The sequence below is a fragment of the Parabacteroides sp. Y3-G-102 genome (assembly GCF_023656845.1).
Lineage (GTDB): Bacteria > Bacteroidota > Bacteroidia > Bacteroidales > Tannerellaceae > Parabacteroides > Parabacteroides distasonis.
Genome location: NZ_JAMOKU010000014.1, coordinates 1 through 17,484, shown reverse-complemented (window position 1 = coordinate 17,484; position 17,484 = coordinate 1). Strand labels below are relative to the sequence as shown.

Genomic DNA, 17,484 nt, shown 5'->3' with positions numbered 1-17,484 from the left:
TATTAAATAAATGAAGTGATGTTTAAAGCGATTGTCCATTTTTCTATTCAGAAGAAACTATTCGTTGGGTTGACAACCTTGTTTCTGCTTCTGGGGGGAATCTATGCCATGATGACTTTACCGATAGATGCCGTACCGGATATAACGAACAATCAAGTGCAAATCGTGACGGTATCGCCAACCTTGGCCCCGCAAGAGGTAGAGCAATTGATCACCATGCCTATCGAGATAGCGATGAGTAATATCATGAACGTGGAAGAGATCCGCTCCGTTTCCCGCTTTGGCCTGTCATTGGTAACGGTCGTGTTTAAGGAAAGCGTGCCTACCTTGGATGCCCGCCAACTTATAAACGAGCAGATACAAACCGTGGCGGGAGAAATCCCCACGGAACTGGGTACGCCGGAGCTGATGCCTATCACGACCGGCTTGGGCGAGATTTATCAATATGTATTGAGAGTGGAGCTCGGTTATGAGGAGAAATACGACGCCATGGAACTCCGTACCATTCAGGACTGGATCGTGAAACGGCAACTGAGCGGTATACCGGGTATCGTGGAGATCAATAGCTTTGGCGGCTATCTGAAACAGTATGAGGTAGCGGTAGATCCGGATGCCCTTTATTCCTTGAATATTACGATCGGCGAGGTGTTCGAGGCACTCAACCGGAATAACCAGAATACAGGGGGCAGTTATATCGAGAAAATCAATAAGGCTTACTACATCCGTAGCGAGGGAATGATCGGCAAGATAAAGGACATCGAGCGCATTGTGATCACGAACCGTGGAGGGATACCGATTCATATAAGCGATGTCGGTTCGGTTCGCTTTGGTTCCGCCAAGCGTTTTGGCGCCATGACAAAGGATGGCGAGGGAGAGTGCGTGGGCGGTATCGCCATGATGTTGAAGGGTGCGAACGCCAATGTCGTGACCAAGGAACTGGAGGCACGGGTCGAAAGGGTACAGAAAATGTTGCCGGAAGGTGTTCGTGTAGAACCTTATTTGAATCGTTCCGAATTGGTAGACCGAAATATATCCACCGTGATCCGTAACTTGATAGAGGGAGCGTTGATCGTCTTTATCGTATTGATCATCTTCTTGGGGAATGTGCGGGCCGGTTTGATCGTGGCTTCCGTGATCCCGTTGGCGATGCTTTTCGCTTTTATCTTGATGCGTGTTTTCGGGGTCTCCGCCAACCTGATGAGTTTGGGGGCCATCGATTTCGGTATCGTGGTCGATGGATCGATCGTTATATTGGAGGGGATATTGGCGCATATCTATTCGAGGCGGTTGATGGGGCGTACGCTCTCTGCCGAGGAGATGGACCGGGAGGTCGAGGCCGGAGCCGGTCATGTCGCCCGGAGCGCTACCTTTGCCGTATTGATCATTTTGATCGTCTTCTTCCCGCTACTTACGCTGACCGGGATAGAGGGCAAGTATTTTACCCCCATGGCGAAGACCTTGGTATTTTGTATTATCGGAGCTTTGATCCTTTCGCTCACCTACGTGCCGATAATGGCCTCCCTGTTCCTAAAGCGTACGATCTCTTCGAAGCCTACATTCGCCGATCGTTTCTTCGGGAAATTAAACGGGGTTTACAGGCGTACGCTTCATTTCTGCTTGCGTCATATCTGGGGAACGATCGCTTGTTCTTTCGCGGCTCTGGCTGTGTCCCTTTTCTTATTCACGAGGTTAGGGGCGGAGTTTATCCCTACGCTGGATGAGGGGGATTTCGCCATGCAGATGACGCTTCCCGCCGGTAGTTCCCTGACGCATAGTATCGAGCTATCGAAGCAAGCGGAAGAGACCTTGATGAAGAATTTCCCGGAGATCAAGCATGTGGTAGCCAAGATCGGAACGGCCGAGGTTCCGACCGACCCGATGGCGGTGGAAGACGCGGATATCATGATCGTGATGAAACCTTTCAAGGAATGGACCTCGGCCTCCAGCCGTGCGGAGATGGTGGAGAAGATGAAGGCCTCCTTGGAACCGATTACGGGGGCGGAGTTTAATTTCAGCCAGCCGATCCAGCTTCGCTTCAATGAATTGATGACGGGGGCCAAGGCGGATATCGCGATCAAGCTATATGGAGAGGATATGGCGGAGCTTTATAAGAAGGCGAAGGAAGCCTCTCTTTTCGTGGAGCAAGTACCGGGAGCCGCCGATGTGATCGTGGAGCAGGCGATGGGGCTGCCGCAATTGGTCGTACACTACGACCGTGCCAAGATCGCCCGTTACGGGATGAATATAGAGGAGTTGAACACGATCATCCGTACGGCTTATGCGGGAGAGGCGGCGGGTGTCGTTTTCGAGAATGAGCGACGTTTCGACTTGGTGCTTCGTCTGGATAACGATAAAGTGGCAGATCTGAATTTGGATAAGCTCTTTGTACGGACTGCCGAGGGAATCCAGATCCCGGTTAGCGAGGTCGCTACGATCGAGCTGGTCAACGGGCCTCTACAGATTAACCGGGATGCCACGAAACGCCGTATCGTGATCGGGGTGAATGTCCGTGACGCTGATATCCAGAAAGTCGTGCGTACTATTCAAGAAACCCTTGACAAGCATATCAAGCTGGAACCGGGATACTACTTTGAGTATGGCGGCCAGTTCGAGAACTTGCAGAATGCGATCGATACGCTTACGATCGTGATACCGGTCGCCTTGTCATTGATCTTATTGCTATTGTTCTTTGCCTTTAAGAGTGTTACCTACTCGCTGGTGGTATTTTCTACCGTCCCGTTATCCTTGATCGGGGGTATTCTGGCCCTTTGGTTACGAGGGTTGCCTTTCAGTATATCGGCGGGGGTCGGCTTTATCGCCTTGTTTGGCGTAGCGGTTTTGAATGGTATATTAATGATTAATCATTTTAATAACTTACGAAAACAAACTAAATATCAAATGACAACGAATCGTATCCTCGCGAAAGGATGTCCGCATCTACTTCGCCCCGTATTCTTGACCGGCTTGGTAGCTTCTCTAGGATTCGTGCCGATGGCGATAGCGAAGTCCGCGGGCGCGGAGGTGCAACGTCCGTTAGCGACGGTCGTGATCGGAGGCTTGATTGTCTCCACGATCTTGACGTTGATTATTATCCCGGTATTTTATCGGTTGGTAAATAGCTCGGCCGCTTGGAAGCGCCAACGCTGGTTGAAGCGCCTATTGCCGTTTCTTCTTTTTTTAGGTATCTTATTCCCCACGCATGCCCAACAGACGGTGTCGTTGGAAGAAGCCGTGACGATCGCCTTGGAGAATCATCCTCGCCTGAAGACTGCCACGGCATCCATTGAACGTAGTCGTGCTTCACGGGGAGAGAGCTGGGAGGTGTCACCGACCACCTTTAATTATTCATGGGGGCAGATCAACGGTGAGACACGAAACGACAATCAGATGGAGATCACGCAATCCTTAGGCTCTCTATTGACCCCATTTTATAAGAACGCCTTGGTGAACCGTCAAGTCACCACGGGAGAATATTACCGGGACTTGGTGAAGAAGGAGATTACGGCCGAGGTAAAACGGGCATGGGCTTATTATCAATATGCCTTTCATCTATGTGCCTTGTATAAAGAGCAGATCGAGTGGGCCGGACGTTTGCGAAAGGCAAGTCAGTTGCGTTATGAGCAAGGGGATATCACGCTATTGGAGCGGAATATGTCATCTACCTTGGTAGCCGATCTGCAAACCCGTTTGTCGCAGGCGGAAGAGGAGTTGCAATTGGCTACCCGTCGTTTCTCTTGGACTTGTTATTCGGATTCCCCATTACTGCCTATGGATACGACATTGGTTTTATTCCCCGCTCGCGTAGCCGAGATCGCTCCGTCCGATATCCATTTGAATTATTTCCGGAGCGTGGCCGATGAGAAGAAAGCCATGCTTCGTATCGAACGAAGCCGTTTCTTCCCGGAACTATCGGTAGGATATGTGCGTCAGAAAATAGCCCCGTTGAGCGGTCTGGACTCTTGGATGGTCGGGATCTCGTTCCCGGTATTGTTCTTCCCGCAGCATAGCCGGGTAAGGCAAGCGAAGATCGATTCCTATATCGCCCGCACGGAAGCGGAGAGTAACATCCGTCAATTGAACAATAAGGTGGAGGAGTTGAGCGTCGCGCTTCGTAAGGAAGGAGAGCATATCCGCTATTATACGACCGGCGCTTTACCGGAAGCGGATGCTTTGTTGAAGAGCGCGACGGTACAGTTCAAAGAGAGCGAGACAGATATCACGCAGTTTGTTCAAAGCCTGAACGCCGCCCGGGAGATCCGGCGGGGATATATCGAGGCCGTATATGCCTATAATATATCGGCGCTTGAGTTGGAGTTGTATAGTAGATAACCAGAAAAATAGTATAAGATGAAAAAGATATGGATTCCTGCGGCTCTTATGGCATTGGCCGCATGCAGTATGACAAACAACGCGGAGAAAGGACAGGGCGATTCGCAAGACATAACTGCCCGGCCCGCTATTACTCAAGTAGCGGAAAGCGTACCGTCCGAACCATCCGTGGATAGCGTAGAGGTGGATGGGATTTCCTCGGCAACGGCCCTTCCGAATCACTCCTCTTTCAACGGGATCATGGTAGTTCCCCCGCAGCGGCAGGCTACGGTTACGTTGACGATGGGAGGCACGGTTCATGCTACTACGCTGCTTCCGGGCGATTATGTGAAGAAGGGCTCGGTGATCGTCAGCTTGGAGAATCCGGATTTTATCACGTTGCAACAGACCTATTTGGATGCCCATGCCCAAACGGAATACTTAGAGGCTGAGTATAAAAGGCAACAGCGTTTGAGTGAGCAAGAAGCGGCCTCGCAAAAACGTTTCCAGCAAAGCAAGGCGGATTATCTTTCCATGAAGAGCCGTCAAGATGCCGCCGCCGCGCAACTTGCTATCCTAGGTGTCTCCGCCGGCGATCTTCTGGAAGACGGTATCCAACCTTATTTGGAGGTAAAAGCGCCACTGAGCGGTTATGTCGCCGGGCTGTCCATTAATCTCGGTAAATACGTGAACGCGGGCGAACCGATCTGTGATGTGATCGATAAAGGCGAGACTCTTCTTTGCCTGACCGCTTATGAGAAGGATTTAGCGGACTTATCCATTGGGAACCAAGTGCAGTTCCGGGTGAATGGAATGGGGAAGGAGACCTTCCATGCGGTCTTGATCTCGATCGGACAGGAGGTGGACGAGACGAGCCGTTCCTTGGAAATGTACGCTCGGGTAAAAGAGACAAATCCTCGTTTTCGTCCCGGTATGTATGTTTCCGCACGGGTAGAGAAGAAATGACTATCTTTGTCTTCATGAAGAAAATGAATATAAAGAATAAATATGTGTTCTCGTTGGTCATCATATCGATCATGGTGGCCTTCTTGATCCATTTCCCGGAATTGGTGTCGTTGTTTGACGTTACCGGGCAGAACGCTCTTTTCCCGGATATGTCGGTATTGGATGTAGCGAATGAGGTCTTTTTCACCTTCGTGTCCCTCTTACTGTTATTTGCGATGAACACGTATGTCTTTGGTTTCAATCGGCAGAAAGCGCATATCTCTTGGCGGAAGGTCCTGCTCTCGTTCGTGATGACTTGGTGCGTGAATAATTTATTAGGAAAGGGTTTCGTGTTCTTGCACCATCAGTTTGATATCCCGGCGATCGACGCCTTGGTGCATCATTATCTGCATCCGTTGAGGGATTTTATCATGTCGTGCGTCGTTACGGGTAGTTGCTATATGATTTACCTGATTCGTCAAAGCCAGCAAGTACAGATCGAGAACCAGCAATTGCGGGCGGAGAATCTATTGAACCAATATGAGGCCTTGAAGAGCCAGCTTAATCCTCATATGTTATTTAATTCCTTGAATACGCTCCGTTCCTTGATCCGGGAGACTCCCGGGAAGGCACAAGAATATTTGCAGGAGTTATCCCGTGTCTTACGTTATACCTTGCAAGAGAATGAGTGCCGTAGTGTTACTTTACGGGAGGAGATGGATTTCGTGAACGCTTATATCTTCCTTTTGAAAATGCGCTATGAGGATAATCTAGTCTTCGATATAGACTTAGGGAAGGAGCACGAGTCTAAGCAACTGCCTCCTATGTCGGTGCAGCTTTTGATCGAGAACGCCGTGAAGCATAACGAGATCAGCAACCGTCATTCATTGACCATTTCCGTTCGTTCTGACCATGATTCCTTGACGGTTAGCAATCTCATCCAACCGAAATTGACACATAGCAGAGGCACCGGTATTGGCTTGGTGAACCTGAGTAAACGTTATAACCTCTTGTATAAGAAAGATATTTCCATAAAAGAAGATGCTAGTATATTCAGCGTAACAATCCCTTTGGTATGAAAGCTTTGATAATAGAAGACGAGAAAGCGGCTGTCCGTAATTTGATGGCATTGCTGGGAGAGGTTGATCCGGATATCGAGGTGATCGATGTCCTAGATAGTATTACGGATAGTGTCGAATGGTTTCAATCGCATCCAATGCCGGAACTTATCTTTCTGGATATCCATTTGGCGGATGGTTCGGCTTTCGAGATCTTCGGTCATGTAGATATCTCTTGCCCGATCATTTTCACGACAGCCTATGATGAATATGCGCTGAAAGCGTTTAAAGTGAATAGCGTAGATTATCTGCTGAAACCGATCGACGCGGATGATATACGGAAAGCTTTGGATAAGTTGTCACGGTTACAATCGACGGCTGTGGAGAAAGAAGCGATCGATTATTCCGCTGTCATGCAAGCCTTGAAGCGGGTGGAAGGATATAAAACGCATTTCTTGATCCCTGTGAAAGGGGATAAGCTGCTACCTATTTCCGTGGATATGATCTTATTTTTCTATATAGCGGACGGAAATGTAAAGGCGGTGATGACGGACGGGAAGGAATACCTTTTCACGCAGACCTTGGATGAGCTCGCCGATAGCCTTGATCCTGCCTTGTTCTTCCGGATCAATCGTCAGTACTTGATATCCAGAAAGGCGGTGCAAGATATCGATCTCTGGTTTAACGGACGCCTTGCGGTCAATTTGATCGTACCGACCTTGGAGCGTATATTGGTTAGCAAGGCGAGAGTGCCGGAATTTAAGACGTGGTTTACGTCATGATGGATTATCAAGAGGGTTGTAGGGATGGAGTACGATGAACCGGGCTCCATGCTTATACGTCGGGTCTAATTGAATGGAGCCACCTAAATGCTCGATAATTGTTTGGCTGATGGATAACCCTAAGCCTGTACCCTGTGCATATTCATCTACCTTTTCGAAACGCTCGAATATGGCTTTCTGCTTATCCTCCGGTATTCCACATCCAGTATCGGTTACGGTGATACGTACACGCTGCTTGTCCTCATCTATTTGATAAGATAGGTTGATCTCTCCTTCTTTCGTGAATTTGCAGGCATTGGTCAATAAGTTTATCAATAATTGTTGGAGACGTATCGAATCTGTCTGAATATGTAAGGGGTCTTCAGAAGGTGTATAGGTCAATTGAACATCCGGAAAGACCCGGTGCTCTACACTTGCCAAAGCGTTCCGGCAACAATCCGATAAGTTTGTCTTCTCTATAATGAACTTCATATTCCCGGATTCTAGGCGAGAAAGGTCAAGAATGTCATTTATCAGATTAAGTAATAAATAAGAGTTATTGTTGATAATGGAGAAAAACTCTTTCTTTTCGCCAGCGGAAATAGATTCATCGGATATTAATTCCGAAAAGCCGACAATTGCGTTAAGCGGCGTACGGATCTCATGGCTGATATTGGCGATAAACGTGCTTTTCATCTGGTTGGCGTGTTCCGCTATCTCTTTAGCTGTACGAAGTTGACGCTCGGACTCTACTAAGGCTTCCTTGTCTTTCATAAGTTCTCGTTGGTAGCGGCGTGCGGAGCGATAGGACTTGTATACGATGTATAGCATCACTAAAAGAACGATCGATACTACGAGTAGAATAATCATTAACAACCTTTGGGTATGCAGTTGTTGTTCACGTAGCTGTAGCTCGTATGCCTGCATCTCTTGATTGTTTAGATCATGTAATGTCCGGAGCTGATTGATCTGCCGGTTGAAGGCCTCGTCATGCAACATCTTGGTATGTTCTACAACTTCTCTACTAAATGCGAGCGCTTCTTTATAACGTCCCAATGCTTCGAGTATCTCGACTTTCAGCTCCGAGGTTCGTATATCTTCTTCTGTTAATTTATTTGTGTCTATGATATTCAGCGCCTTTCCATACTTACCTATTAAATAGTAATACTTGGCGAAAACGAAGTTGTAGCAGAATTCCGTATAATCATCTCCGGTTTTCTCTACGATCGGTGTCGCCTTCAACAAGGTCTCCAGTGCTTTCTTGGGCTTGTCTTGAAGGACATACATATCCGCATAAAAAACATACATTAGCGCACGGCAACGATCCACGGGGAATGCGGTGCCTTGTTCTTCATTCTCTCTTTCCCTATCTTGGATCATTTCATCGTAACGGGTTAATAATTCCTCGGCCTCGGTGAAATGGTCGGTTCGTAGATAAGATTCGATGAGGTTTCCCATGTATTGCATCTCGAATTTCGGATTGTCACCTCGTTTCTGTAATAAATCGAGACCTTCCCGATAAGCTATTATCGCGTCACTATCCCGATGTATTTCTTGATAGATTAAACCTAAGTTCTCATTGCAACAAATCAATCCATATTCACTCTTTGTATCACGGGCATAGTTGTATAGGCTGATCGCCCCGTTCATCGCTAACTCATAATTGCCGTCCCATAGATCCATTTGGCAAATGAATCCTCGCGCATCGAATAATGCGTCCGGAACCTCATTCTTGGCCGCGGCCAATGAATCTATCTTATGCGACCAGTAAATCAGGCTATCCCTGTTTTGTATATTGTAATAATGGCGGGATAAGTTGGCCCATGCGTAATATAAGGAAGCATGACCTTTCGAAGTGGAGCTTGCCACATCTGCCATTTTGTTTAGGTAAACAATCTCCTTGGGCATTTGCCTGTACATTGTCGCTAAATCCTTATATAACTCGATCTGTTCATTTATGGCTGGCGAGGACTTTAATAGGGATAAAAGGCTGTCTTCCCTTTGTTGGGTAGTATAGGTGTTTTCCCCTAAAGAAAACATTGGGATCATTAAATAGATAAATAATACTAAATAGGTATTTCTCATGATATTGTATGATGTTCAATACAAAAATACATTTTAATATTAAATATCAAGCGTATGTTATGGAATTTTAGAGGTCTGCCTTATAGTTTCTTTTTCAAAGTGAAGAAAAAAGTAACCCCTTTTCCCGGACTGCTCTTCGCCGATATTTGTCCTTTATGGAAATTAACCCCGTTTTTAACGATGGATAATCCTAATCCGGTTCCTCCGATCTTACGACTGCGTCCCTTGTCTACCCGGTAGAAGCGCTCGAATATGCGATTGATATGTTCTTCCGGGATACCCACTCCATTATCGGAGAAGCTAAAGTAATAATATTTAGGATCTTCTTTATAGCAGTTGACGGTAATCCTTATGTTTTCTCCCGCATAAGCGATCGCGTTGTCATATAGATTCCGGAATATGGAATAGAGTAGGGAGTTATTCCCGAACACGGTCGGATCTCCCGGGAGGATAATTTCCGACGTGATGTGTTTTTCTTCCATATCTTGGGAGCATTCTTTTTGTATCTCGGCGATAAGCTTCGTGATATTTACTTCCGTGAGGTCGAACATCTCGGATGCCTCGTCAAGTCTGTTTAATACGGAAATATCTCGTAATAATCCTGTAAGGCGGGTACTTTGGGAATAACAACGTTCCAAGAAAAATTGACGTTTGTCCGGACTCAAATCTGGGTTGGATAGGATTGTTTCCAAATACCCTTGAATGCTGCTGACCGGTGTTTTCAGCTCGTGAGAGACGTTCTGCGTAAGCTGTCGTTTCATCCGGCTTTCTTCTTCTTGACGGGATATATCATTAATAGAGATCTCATAACTATTATCGAGGAATAAAATACATTCGATCAAGAATATTTTACCGTTCTTGTCAATAGTCACGGACTCTCTTAATACTTTCTTTTTCCGATTCAGATTCCGGATATTCTTATTCAAGAAGGTACGGATTGGTTCTAATTCGGCTATATCAGTAACGTCTTCCACTTGGTGGATCTGGGTGTCGGATATGACATTTATGAATTGAATGAATAGGATGTTAGAAAGAATCTCCCGCCCTTCACTTGTAAACATGGCGAAGCCTTCCTTGGAATATTGGAAATGTTTGATAAGCTTTTCCCGTTCCATGGATAACTCGTTTTTCGCTTTCTGCTGCCGATGGTATAAGGTTACGATATTCTGTGAGATATCACCTAGTTCATCATTCGGGAAAACATAATCGACCGCAGGCATTCGATCTTTCTCTACGTTTAAGGCGAAATCCCTTAGTTTGGATATCGTTTTACCTATGCTGAAAGTAAAACGGGAAAGGACAAAGAAGAAAATCAAGGTCATCAATGCCATGAAATAAATGAAGTCCTTGTTTACCGTCAATATCCCTCTTACATATGGATCATAGGGCAGGGCTGAGCGGTAAATATAACCTCCTATATTTGATGCCGAATAGAAATACCTTTTTCCCGTAGATTCCGAGGAACGGATAGCGAATCCTTCATTATATAATCGGGCTTTGCGTACCTCGCTCCGGTCGTTATGGTTATTAAACTCGTCCGTCCCGCTATTATCAAACAATACGTCGCCGGATGGATCTATAATGGTTACCCGCAAATCCTTTTGAGGGATGTCGTCCATGAAACTTATTACGGTCTTGTTGATGTCCGTACTTTGTTGGCATTTGCGGAATAATTGGTAATTATAGTTACTCAACACATTGTTCAACTTTTCTTGCGCGAACTCCCTTTCCCGCTGATATTGGAATAGCAGGAAACAGACCGTAAAGCCCAAGAACATAAAAAAGACCGACCAGAAAAGCCGTTGGCTAAACGGTATCCGGTGCCTTTTCTCACCATCTATCTTTACCATGATTCACGACAATATTAGCATTCAAAACAATAACCGAAACCTAAGCGAGTTACGATGTTCTTTCCATAAGGACCTATTTTCTTACGTAACCGGGTGATGTTGACATCGATGGTACGGTCTAGAACATATACCTCGTCTTTCCAGATGCGAGACAGTATTTCCTCTCTGGAGAAGACGTTCCCTTTATTTTCCAATAGAAGTTTTAGTATCTCAAACTCTTTTTTGGTCAATGGAACTTCCACCCCGTCTACCGTAGCCTTGATGCGTTTCGTATCAAGAGCTAATGTCTCATACTCGAGTTTCTCAATCTCTTTATCTTTTGATTTCTCGGAAGTTCTTCTTAGTACGGCCTTAACACGCGCTATCACTTGGCGGATGGAGAAAGGCTTGGAGATATAGTCGTCCGCCCCGAGATTGAACCCTGTGAGCATATCGTTCTCCGTATCTTTGGCCGTGAGGAAGATGATAGGGGTATTGGCCGTCTTCTCATCTTGTCGCAGGATACGTGCCATCTTGAAACCGGAGATTTCTCCCATCATGACATCCAACAATAATAAATTGTAAACGGTCAGATCCTTTTTCAATGCCTCTTCCGCACTATAGGCGGTATCTACTTCATAACCTTCTATTTCTAAGTTGAATTTAAGGATCTCACACAAATCCTCTTCATCATCCACTACAAGAATACGAGTTGTTGCCATAAGCTGTTCTGTTTTTAAAAGAGTGCCTTACGGCTCTCCATATACAAATATAATTATTTTTGGCAAAGAACGGATATTCTTATTTCGGAGAAATGAAATATATGTTACATTGCTGTTAAGATCGCTCATATGACATTTCTGCCGCAGGATATGTGTTAGTATAATAGATCATTAGGGATGCTACTTCCTATAATAATTATAATCCGTGACAAAACCCTCGCAAAGCCAGTTGGCCAAGGCTTGCCGATTGTTGCTGAGGATGATCCGTTGTTGGTCGTATTGGTTTTGTATGTTGCCCAATTCGACGAATACGGAGGTCGGGGTCGTGTGACGTAATACATATAAGTTACGATCGTCTACCGTGCCCGAGAATCCCCGGCCCGGCTGGTGGCGGTTGTATTTGTGCGAGAAAGTGGATTTCATCGTTTTAGCCAAGCGCTTGCTCGCTTGATCCTTGGGCTTATGATAGAAAAAGACATCGGTCCTTTGATGTCGGCTCCGGCTGTCCACATGGATGAATATCGCTCTCTTATAAGTTTCTTTATCTTTCCGGCTCAAGCTGTTTATCTTGGCGCAACGCTGATCCAGACGGCTTACTTGGCTGAGGGGGATCGGACTACCCATACAAGTTTCCCGTTTGCTGTTATTGAGGAATTGCTGGTCACGTATTCCGTCCTTTGCGTCTTGGATGATAATATGTACCTTTGCGCCTCGCGTTAAAAGATTGCGTGCCAGACGTAGCATGATGTCGTAAGCGTATTCATCCTCATGCAATTCATGGGAGCCCATTTTACCGATCGCCCCGGGGTCCGGACCGCCATGACCGCTGACCAGATAAAAGCAAGCTCCCTTTAAATCGGAAGAGGTTACTTTGTAACTGGCTAGCGACTTGCCGAATAGGGGCTGATAATTCTTCTTCTGAGGGGCGGAGGCGAGCGGAGGCAAGGTATATTTTACGCCCATGCGCAGAGTGTTATTTTTACCCAACTTCCCTTTATTAAGCTCGATAAACTCTTTCTGATACGTCCCGCCGGTACGGTTGAAGCGTTTGAGAAAAAGAGTGATGCCCTCTCCGTTTTTCGGATACGCCTTTTCTTGGGCAGTCAAGGAACCTGTATATACGAGAGCGATAATAAAGAAGAAAATACGGATACTATGTTTCACAGACATCTTAAAAATTGATTCTACGCCGTAAAGATAATTAAATCAACCTATAGTCAAAAACGATAATTTATAAAAAGAATCAATCAACCCATAAATGAGAGGGAGGATATCCTATTATAAATTTCTTTGGTTAATTGAATATCATAGGATGCGTCATGCAATTTAGCGGAATCTATTTGTATACCTAAAGCCCTTGCCACCGTTTCCTGCTTGAAATCTGTCATCTCATGCCGTTTGCGCATCAAATGCTGGGTAGACAATACCATTACGTCGATCGAGTTCACCCAGAACCATGAGTAGAAATAATTATCTCCGTTCTGTACGAAGAAGGCTTTCAAGAAGTGATTATCGAAAGAGGCGTTGTTGTATCCAACGAGGAAGAACTTGTCTTTTTTATCAAATTTGTCCACGTATTTGGACAGCATGTTCACGAATTTAACGTACACCTCTCGCATGGGAGGATAAGCTTGTATCTGTTCCTTGGACACGTTGCAAATGCGAAGCGCTTCTTCCTCTATCTCACATTGGGGGTGTGGGCAGACATTGAAATTAAAAGATTCCTTCGTAACCCCATCAATTACGATCTCCCCACTTATTTGGTGGACGCCATTTCTCCAGTATTTTATGCCGGTAGTCTCTAAATCAAAAAAAAGTAGTTTCATAAATGCTTTTTGGTATAGGATGCAAAAGTAAGTTTTTTTATTCTTAAATGAGAGGATCTATAAGGTTTTCTCCGTTTATTTTATTATCTTTGCGAAAGTTTGAGTCTAGAATCATTATCGACATAGTTCTTCTTTTTATATTATTATTAAGCGGATCTCTCCTTTAATCATCAATTCTCACGCTAAGTTAGTATAAACAACGCTTCACGGAACGTGAGGCCCTAGTATAAATTAAAATCGACTGTATGGCAAAATACGCATCATTTGGTAAACGTGAAAACGAGAAAAAGAAACAAGCCCGCCGAGTAGAGAAACAGAATAGGAAAGAGGAAAGAAAATCGTCCGGCAAGGCGACTAGCTTTGAGGATATGATCGCTTATGTGGATGAAAATGGGATGATCACCTCTGTCCCTCCCGAACTTCGTCAAAAAGAAGAGATAAATCAGGAAGATATCTTGATCTCGACTCCTAAGAAAGAGGATGTGGCTCCCGTTATCTTAAGGGGCAGGGTAGACTATTTTAATGAGGCAAAAGGGTTCGGGTTTATCCGTGACTTGTCGGGGACGGAAAAGTATTTCTTTCACGTGAACAATGTTGTGGATGATATCTCCGTGAACGATATCGTGACGTTCGACCTTGAACGTGGCGACAGAGGCTTAAGTGCCGTGAATGTTTGTCTTGAAAATAAATAATAATACTTACCTTTGCGGCCGAAACAATTAATAAAAATATAATATGTCTGTCGCAAAAGTAGATGATAATAGAAAGGTGACCACACATCGCCTGATAGAGATGAAGCAGCGTGGCGAGAAAATATCCATGCTTACCGCCTATGATTATTCGATGGCGAAATTGATCGATCAAGCAGGAATGGATGTGATCTTGGTGGGAGACTCCGCTTCTAACGTAATGGCTGGAAACGTGACCACTTTGCCGATTACGCTCGACCAGATGATTTACCATGGTAAATCGGTCATGAAAGCGGTGAATCGTGCGCTGGTGGTGGTAGACCTGCCTTTCGGTACGTATCAAGGAAACTCTAAAGAAGCCTTGGCCTCCGCTATCCGGGTGATGAAAGAGACGCATGCCGATTGTATCAAGTTGGAAGGCGGGGCTGAGGTTCGGGAATCTATCGAACGTATCTTGTGTGCCGGTATTCCAATTATGGGACATTTAGGATTGACGCCGCAATCGATCAATAAATTCGGTACGTATACGGTACGTGCCCGTGAAGAGGCCGAGGCTAAGAAACTGATCGAGGATGCCCATTTGCTAGAGGAGATAGGTTGTTTCGCCTTGGTGTTGGAAAAGATCCCGGCGGAGTTGGCGGCTCGTGTCGCTTCGGAGCTTACGATCCCGGTTATCGGCATTGGCGCCGGTGGAGGCGTAGATGGTCAAGTGTTGGTTATGCATGATATGCTCGGTATCAATCAAGGCTTTTCTCCTCGTTTCTTACGTCGCTACGCTAATTTAGGGGAGGAGATTACCCGTGCCGTACAAGCGTACATCGAGGACGTGAAATCTCAAGACTTCCCGAACGAGAAGGAGCAATATTAGAAACAGAATACATGAGATCTCATTTGCTAATAGGTGCCGCTTCGTCGGGAAGCGGGAAGACTACTTTTACCTTAGGATTGCTTCGTGCCTTGAGAAATCGTTCTTTACGGGTGCAGCCTTTTAAGTGTGGGCCGGATTATATAGATACTCGTCATCATAAAATGGCGGCTGGTTGCGCTTCCGTGAATTTGGATGGTTTCATGATGTCGGAAGGGCATATCAAGGATTTATATGCCCGGTATACCTCGAATGCGGATGTAGCCGTGACCGAAGGGGTGATGGGACTGTTCGATGGCTACGATGCCATGCGAGGGAGTAGTGCGGAGATCTCCGGTTTATTGCGGATACCGATCGTATTGGTGGTGAACGCTAAAAGTACGGCTTATTCGGTGGCTCCCTTGCTTTATGGCTTCCGGAATTTTCGGAAAGATCTGAATGTCGTGGGGGCGGTATTTAATTTCGTGGCGTCGGAGAGCCATTATTCTTTCTTGAGACAAGCGTGTGAGGATGCGGGTGTGGAAGCGTTAGGCTATCTACCGAAGTGTGCGGATGTAGAGATCCCGAGCCGGCATTTGGGGTTGTCGTTGGATGAGGACTTTTGCTTTGAGGAGTTTGCGGACCGGATTGCTTGCTTGGTGGAGGAGCATGTGGATATAGACCGCCTGTTGGCAATCACGGCTTTGCCAGAGCGACAGCCAGTTCCTCGGGTTAAGGAAGTCATGAGGACTGTTTCAAAGGCAAACTTAAATATAGCCATCGCCCGTGATCCCGCTTTTAATTTCTCATATGAGGAAAATATACATTTCTTATCTACTCTAGGCAAGATTACCTATTTCAGTCCATTGAGGGATGATTGTTTACCGGAGGCCGATTTTGTCTATTTGCCGGGTGGATATCCCGAGTTATATTTATCGGAGTTGAGCATGAATTCCGGGATGCGTGAATCGATTCATTCCTTTGTGGAAATGGGGGGCAAGTTGCTGGCGGAATGTGGGGGGATGATGTATCTCTGTAAAGAGATTATCGGTACGGATGGGAATGCCTATCCAATGGCCGGTGTATTACCGCAATCCACCACGATGGAGAACATGAAGTTACGTTTAGGGTATCGGACTTTATGCTATAAGAATGATGTCCTACGAGGGCATGAGTTCCATTATTCCCGGATCGTGCCTATGGAAAGCCCGCTGCCTTCGGTAGCGAAAGCCTTTACGGCGAAAGGAGGTCAAACGGATACCCCGCTATATCGCTACAAGAACGTATTGGCGGGGTACACGCATTTATATTGGGGAGATCCCTGTCGGAACGATTGGTTTATTGATTTTCTGTATGGGGAAGCCCCAGATTGTTCTCGATAAACATTTTCAATATATTGATGGCGATCTGGTTGCTTCCTCCTTCGGGTATAATTAGGTCGGCATATCGTTTGCTAGGCTCTATAAATTGCAGGTGCATAGGCTTTAGTACCCGGGTATAGCGTTCCATTACCGCTTCCGCCGTGCGTCCTCTCTCGATCATATCCCGTTGGATCACACGGATAAGACGTTCGTCCGAATCTGTATCGACAAATACTTTCAAGTCCATCAAGTCTCGTAATTGAGGGTCGCATAAAGCGAGGATCCCTTCGATGATGACAACATCACGAGGCTCGATATGAATGGTCTCGGGCAATCGGCAGCAGGTAAGATAAGAATAAGTCGGCTGCTCGATGCATTTCCCCTCTTTCAGCAAGGTGACTTGCTCTGAGAGGAGCGGCCAATCAAATGCGTCGGGATGGTCGAAATTAATATATTGACGTTTCTCTACCGGCACATGGCTGTTATCTTTGTAATAAGAATCTTGAGGGAGTAATACGACCTCACCGGGAGGTAAACTTTCTATGATCTTTTTTACCACTGTAGTTTTCCCGGAACCAGTCCCGCCCGCTATACCTATAATTAGCATGATTTCTTATATTAATCCATATTTATGTTTATAAATGCAAAGGTACTAAATATTTATAGTGGTAGTATTTTGCTATTAATAGAAAAAACGAGATAAAAAGAGCTGAATTCTATGTTGTATAGCATGTCTGCCTTAAATAAAGTTAATGGGTGAGCTTTTCTTGTTCGAAAATTATGCTGCATAACATAAAGTCTCTATATTTGCACTGTGTTTTTCATGGTATTAGATTTAAGGTTAACAATGAGATTGGCTGTCCGTGACGGATGGCCTTTTCTTTTATAGTAGGTCACCTCAACAATAATGATAGTTAGATGCGTTCCCCATTGTATTCATTGTATAATAATTTATCGTTATAAATTTGCATAAACATTCAACATCAAAGTGTGGAATAAGACCGAGTTTTCATTAGTCATAAAGACCGTGAATCATGTTCTGTCCCCACACTTTAT

13 protein-coding genes are annotated in these 17,484 nt (G+C 45.6%); 7 read left to right on the top strand and 6 right to left on the bottom strand.

All coding sequences use genetic code 11. The features are described from left to right. The first annotated feature begins 18 nt into the window (after positions 1-18). The 4 genes from NBH16_RS08745 to NBH16_RS08730 are packed head-to-tail and all read left to right on the top strand — an operon-like array spanning position 19 to position 7,093. Positions 19-4,329, top strand: coding sequence for a CusA/CzcA family heavy metal efflux RND transporter (locus NBH16_RS08745; protein WP_250788377.1), 4,311 nt, complete (start codon positions 19-21; stop codon positions 4,327-4,329). A gap of 18 nt (positions 4,330-4,347) precedes the next feature. Continuing rightward, positions 4,348-5,274 (top strand): efflux RND transporter periplasmic adaptor subunit, encoded by a 927-nt coding sequence (locus NBH16_RS08740; RefSeq protein WP_048928420.1) that lies wholly within the window; start codon positions 4,348-4,350, stop codon positions 5,272-5,274. Further along, complete coding sequence (locus NBH16_RS08735; RefSeq protein ID WP_250788375.1) at positions 5,271-6,332, top strand: sensor histidine kinase; 1,062 nt, start codon at positions 5,271-5,273, stop codon at positions 6,330-6,332. The genes NBH16_RS08740 and NBH16_RS08735 overlap by 4 nt, the downstream gene beginning before the upstream one ends. Continuing rightward, the gene (locus NBH16_RS08730; protein WP_250788373.1) at positions 6,329-7,093 is read left to right on the top strand and encodes a LytR/AlgR family response regulator transcription factor; all 765 of its coding nucleotides are present in this window, start codon (positions 6,329-6,331) and stop codon (positions 7,091-7,093) included. Before NBH16_RS08735 ends, NBH16_RS08730 begins: the two co-directional genes overlap by 4 nt. Here NBH16_RS08730 and NBH16_RS08725 read toward each other — a convergent pair. From NBH16_RS08725 to NBH16_RS08705, 5 genes are all read right to left on the bottom strand, one after another. Next, a complete protein-coding gene (locus NBH16_RS08725; protein ID WP_250788372.1) occupies positions 7,088-9,157 on the bottom strand; it encodes an ATP-binding protein in 2,070 nt (689 codons plus the stop codon). The genes NBH16_RS08730 and NBH16_RS08725 overlap by 6 nt on opposite strands. 80 nt (positions 9,158-9,237) lie before the next feature. Next, on the bottom strand, positions 9,238-11,007 hold the full coding sequence (phoR, locus tag NBH16_RS08720) for a two-component system sensor histidine kinase PhoR (protein WP_005862780.1): 1,770 nt from the start codon (positions 11,005-11,007) through the stop codon (positions 9,238-9,240). 14 nt (positions 11,008-11,021) lie between these two features. Then, positions 11,022-11,708, bottom strand: coding sequence for a two-component system response regulator PhoB (gene phoB, locus NBH16_RS08715; RefSeq protein WP_005862778.1), 687 nt, complete (start codon positions 11,706-11,708; stop codon positions 11,022-11,024). A 180-nt stretch (positions 11,709-11,888) separates the two neighbouring features. Beyond that, positions 11,889-12,878, bottom strand: coding sequence for an N-acetylmuramoyl-L-alanine amidase (locus NBH16_RS08710; RefSeq protein WP_250788371.1), 990 nt, complete (start codon positions 12,876-12,878; stop codon positions 11,889-11,891). 77 nt (positions 12,879-12,955) lie between these two features. Then, positions 12,956-13,534, bottom strand: a complete 579-nt coding sequence (locus tag NBH16_RS08705; RefSeq protein WP_005857406.1) for a 3'-5' exonuclease — start codon at positions 13,532-13,534, stop codon at positions 12,956-12,958. 245 nt (positions 13,535-13,779) lie between these two features. Between NBH16_RS08705 and NBH16_RS08700 the strand changes: the two genes are divergently transcribed. The 3 genes from NBH16_RS08700 to NBH16_RS08690 are packed head-to-tail and all read left to right on the top strand — an operon-like array spanning position 13,780 to position 16,449. After that, positions 13,780-14,226, top strand: coding sequence for a cold-shock protein (locus NBH16_RS08700; RefSeq protein ID WP_005857403.1), 447 nt, complete (start codon positions 13,780-13,782; stop codon positions 14,224-14,226). A gap of 43 nt (positions 14,227-14,269) precedes the next feature. After that, a complete protein-coding gene (panB, locus tag NBH16_RS08695; RefSeq protein WP_005862774.1) occupies positions 14,270-15,091 on the top strand; it encodes a 3-methyl-2-oxobutanoate hydroxymethyltransferase in 822 nt (273 codons plus the stop codon). 11 nt (positions 15,092-15,102) lie between these two features. Continuing rightward, complete coding sequence (locus NBH16_RS08690; RefSeq protein ID WP_121962916.1) at positions 15,103-16,449, top strand: cobyrinic acid a,c-diamide synthase CobB; 1,347 nt, start codon at positions 15,103-15,105, stop codon at positions 16,447-16,449. On the opposite strand, the gene udk is transcribed toward NBH16_RS08690, so the two are convergent. Then, positions 16,406-17,035: a uridine kinase gene (gene udk, locus NBH16_RS08685; protein ID WP_005857397.1), complete on the bottom strand. Its 630-nt coding sequence runs from the start codon at positions 17,033-17,035 to the stop codon at positions 16,406-16,408. The genes NBH16_RS08690 and udk overlap by 44 nt on opposite strands. Positions 17,036-17,484: the final 449 nt, after the last annotated feature.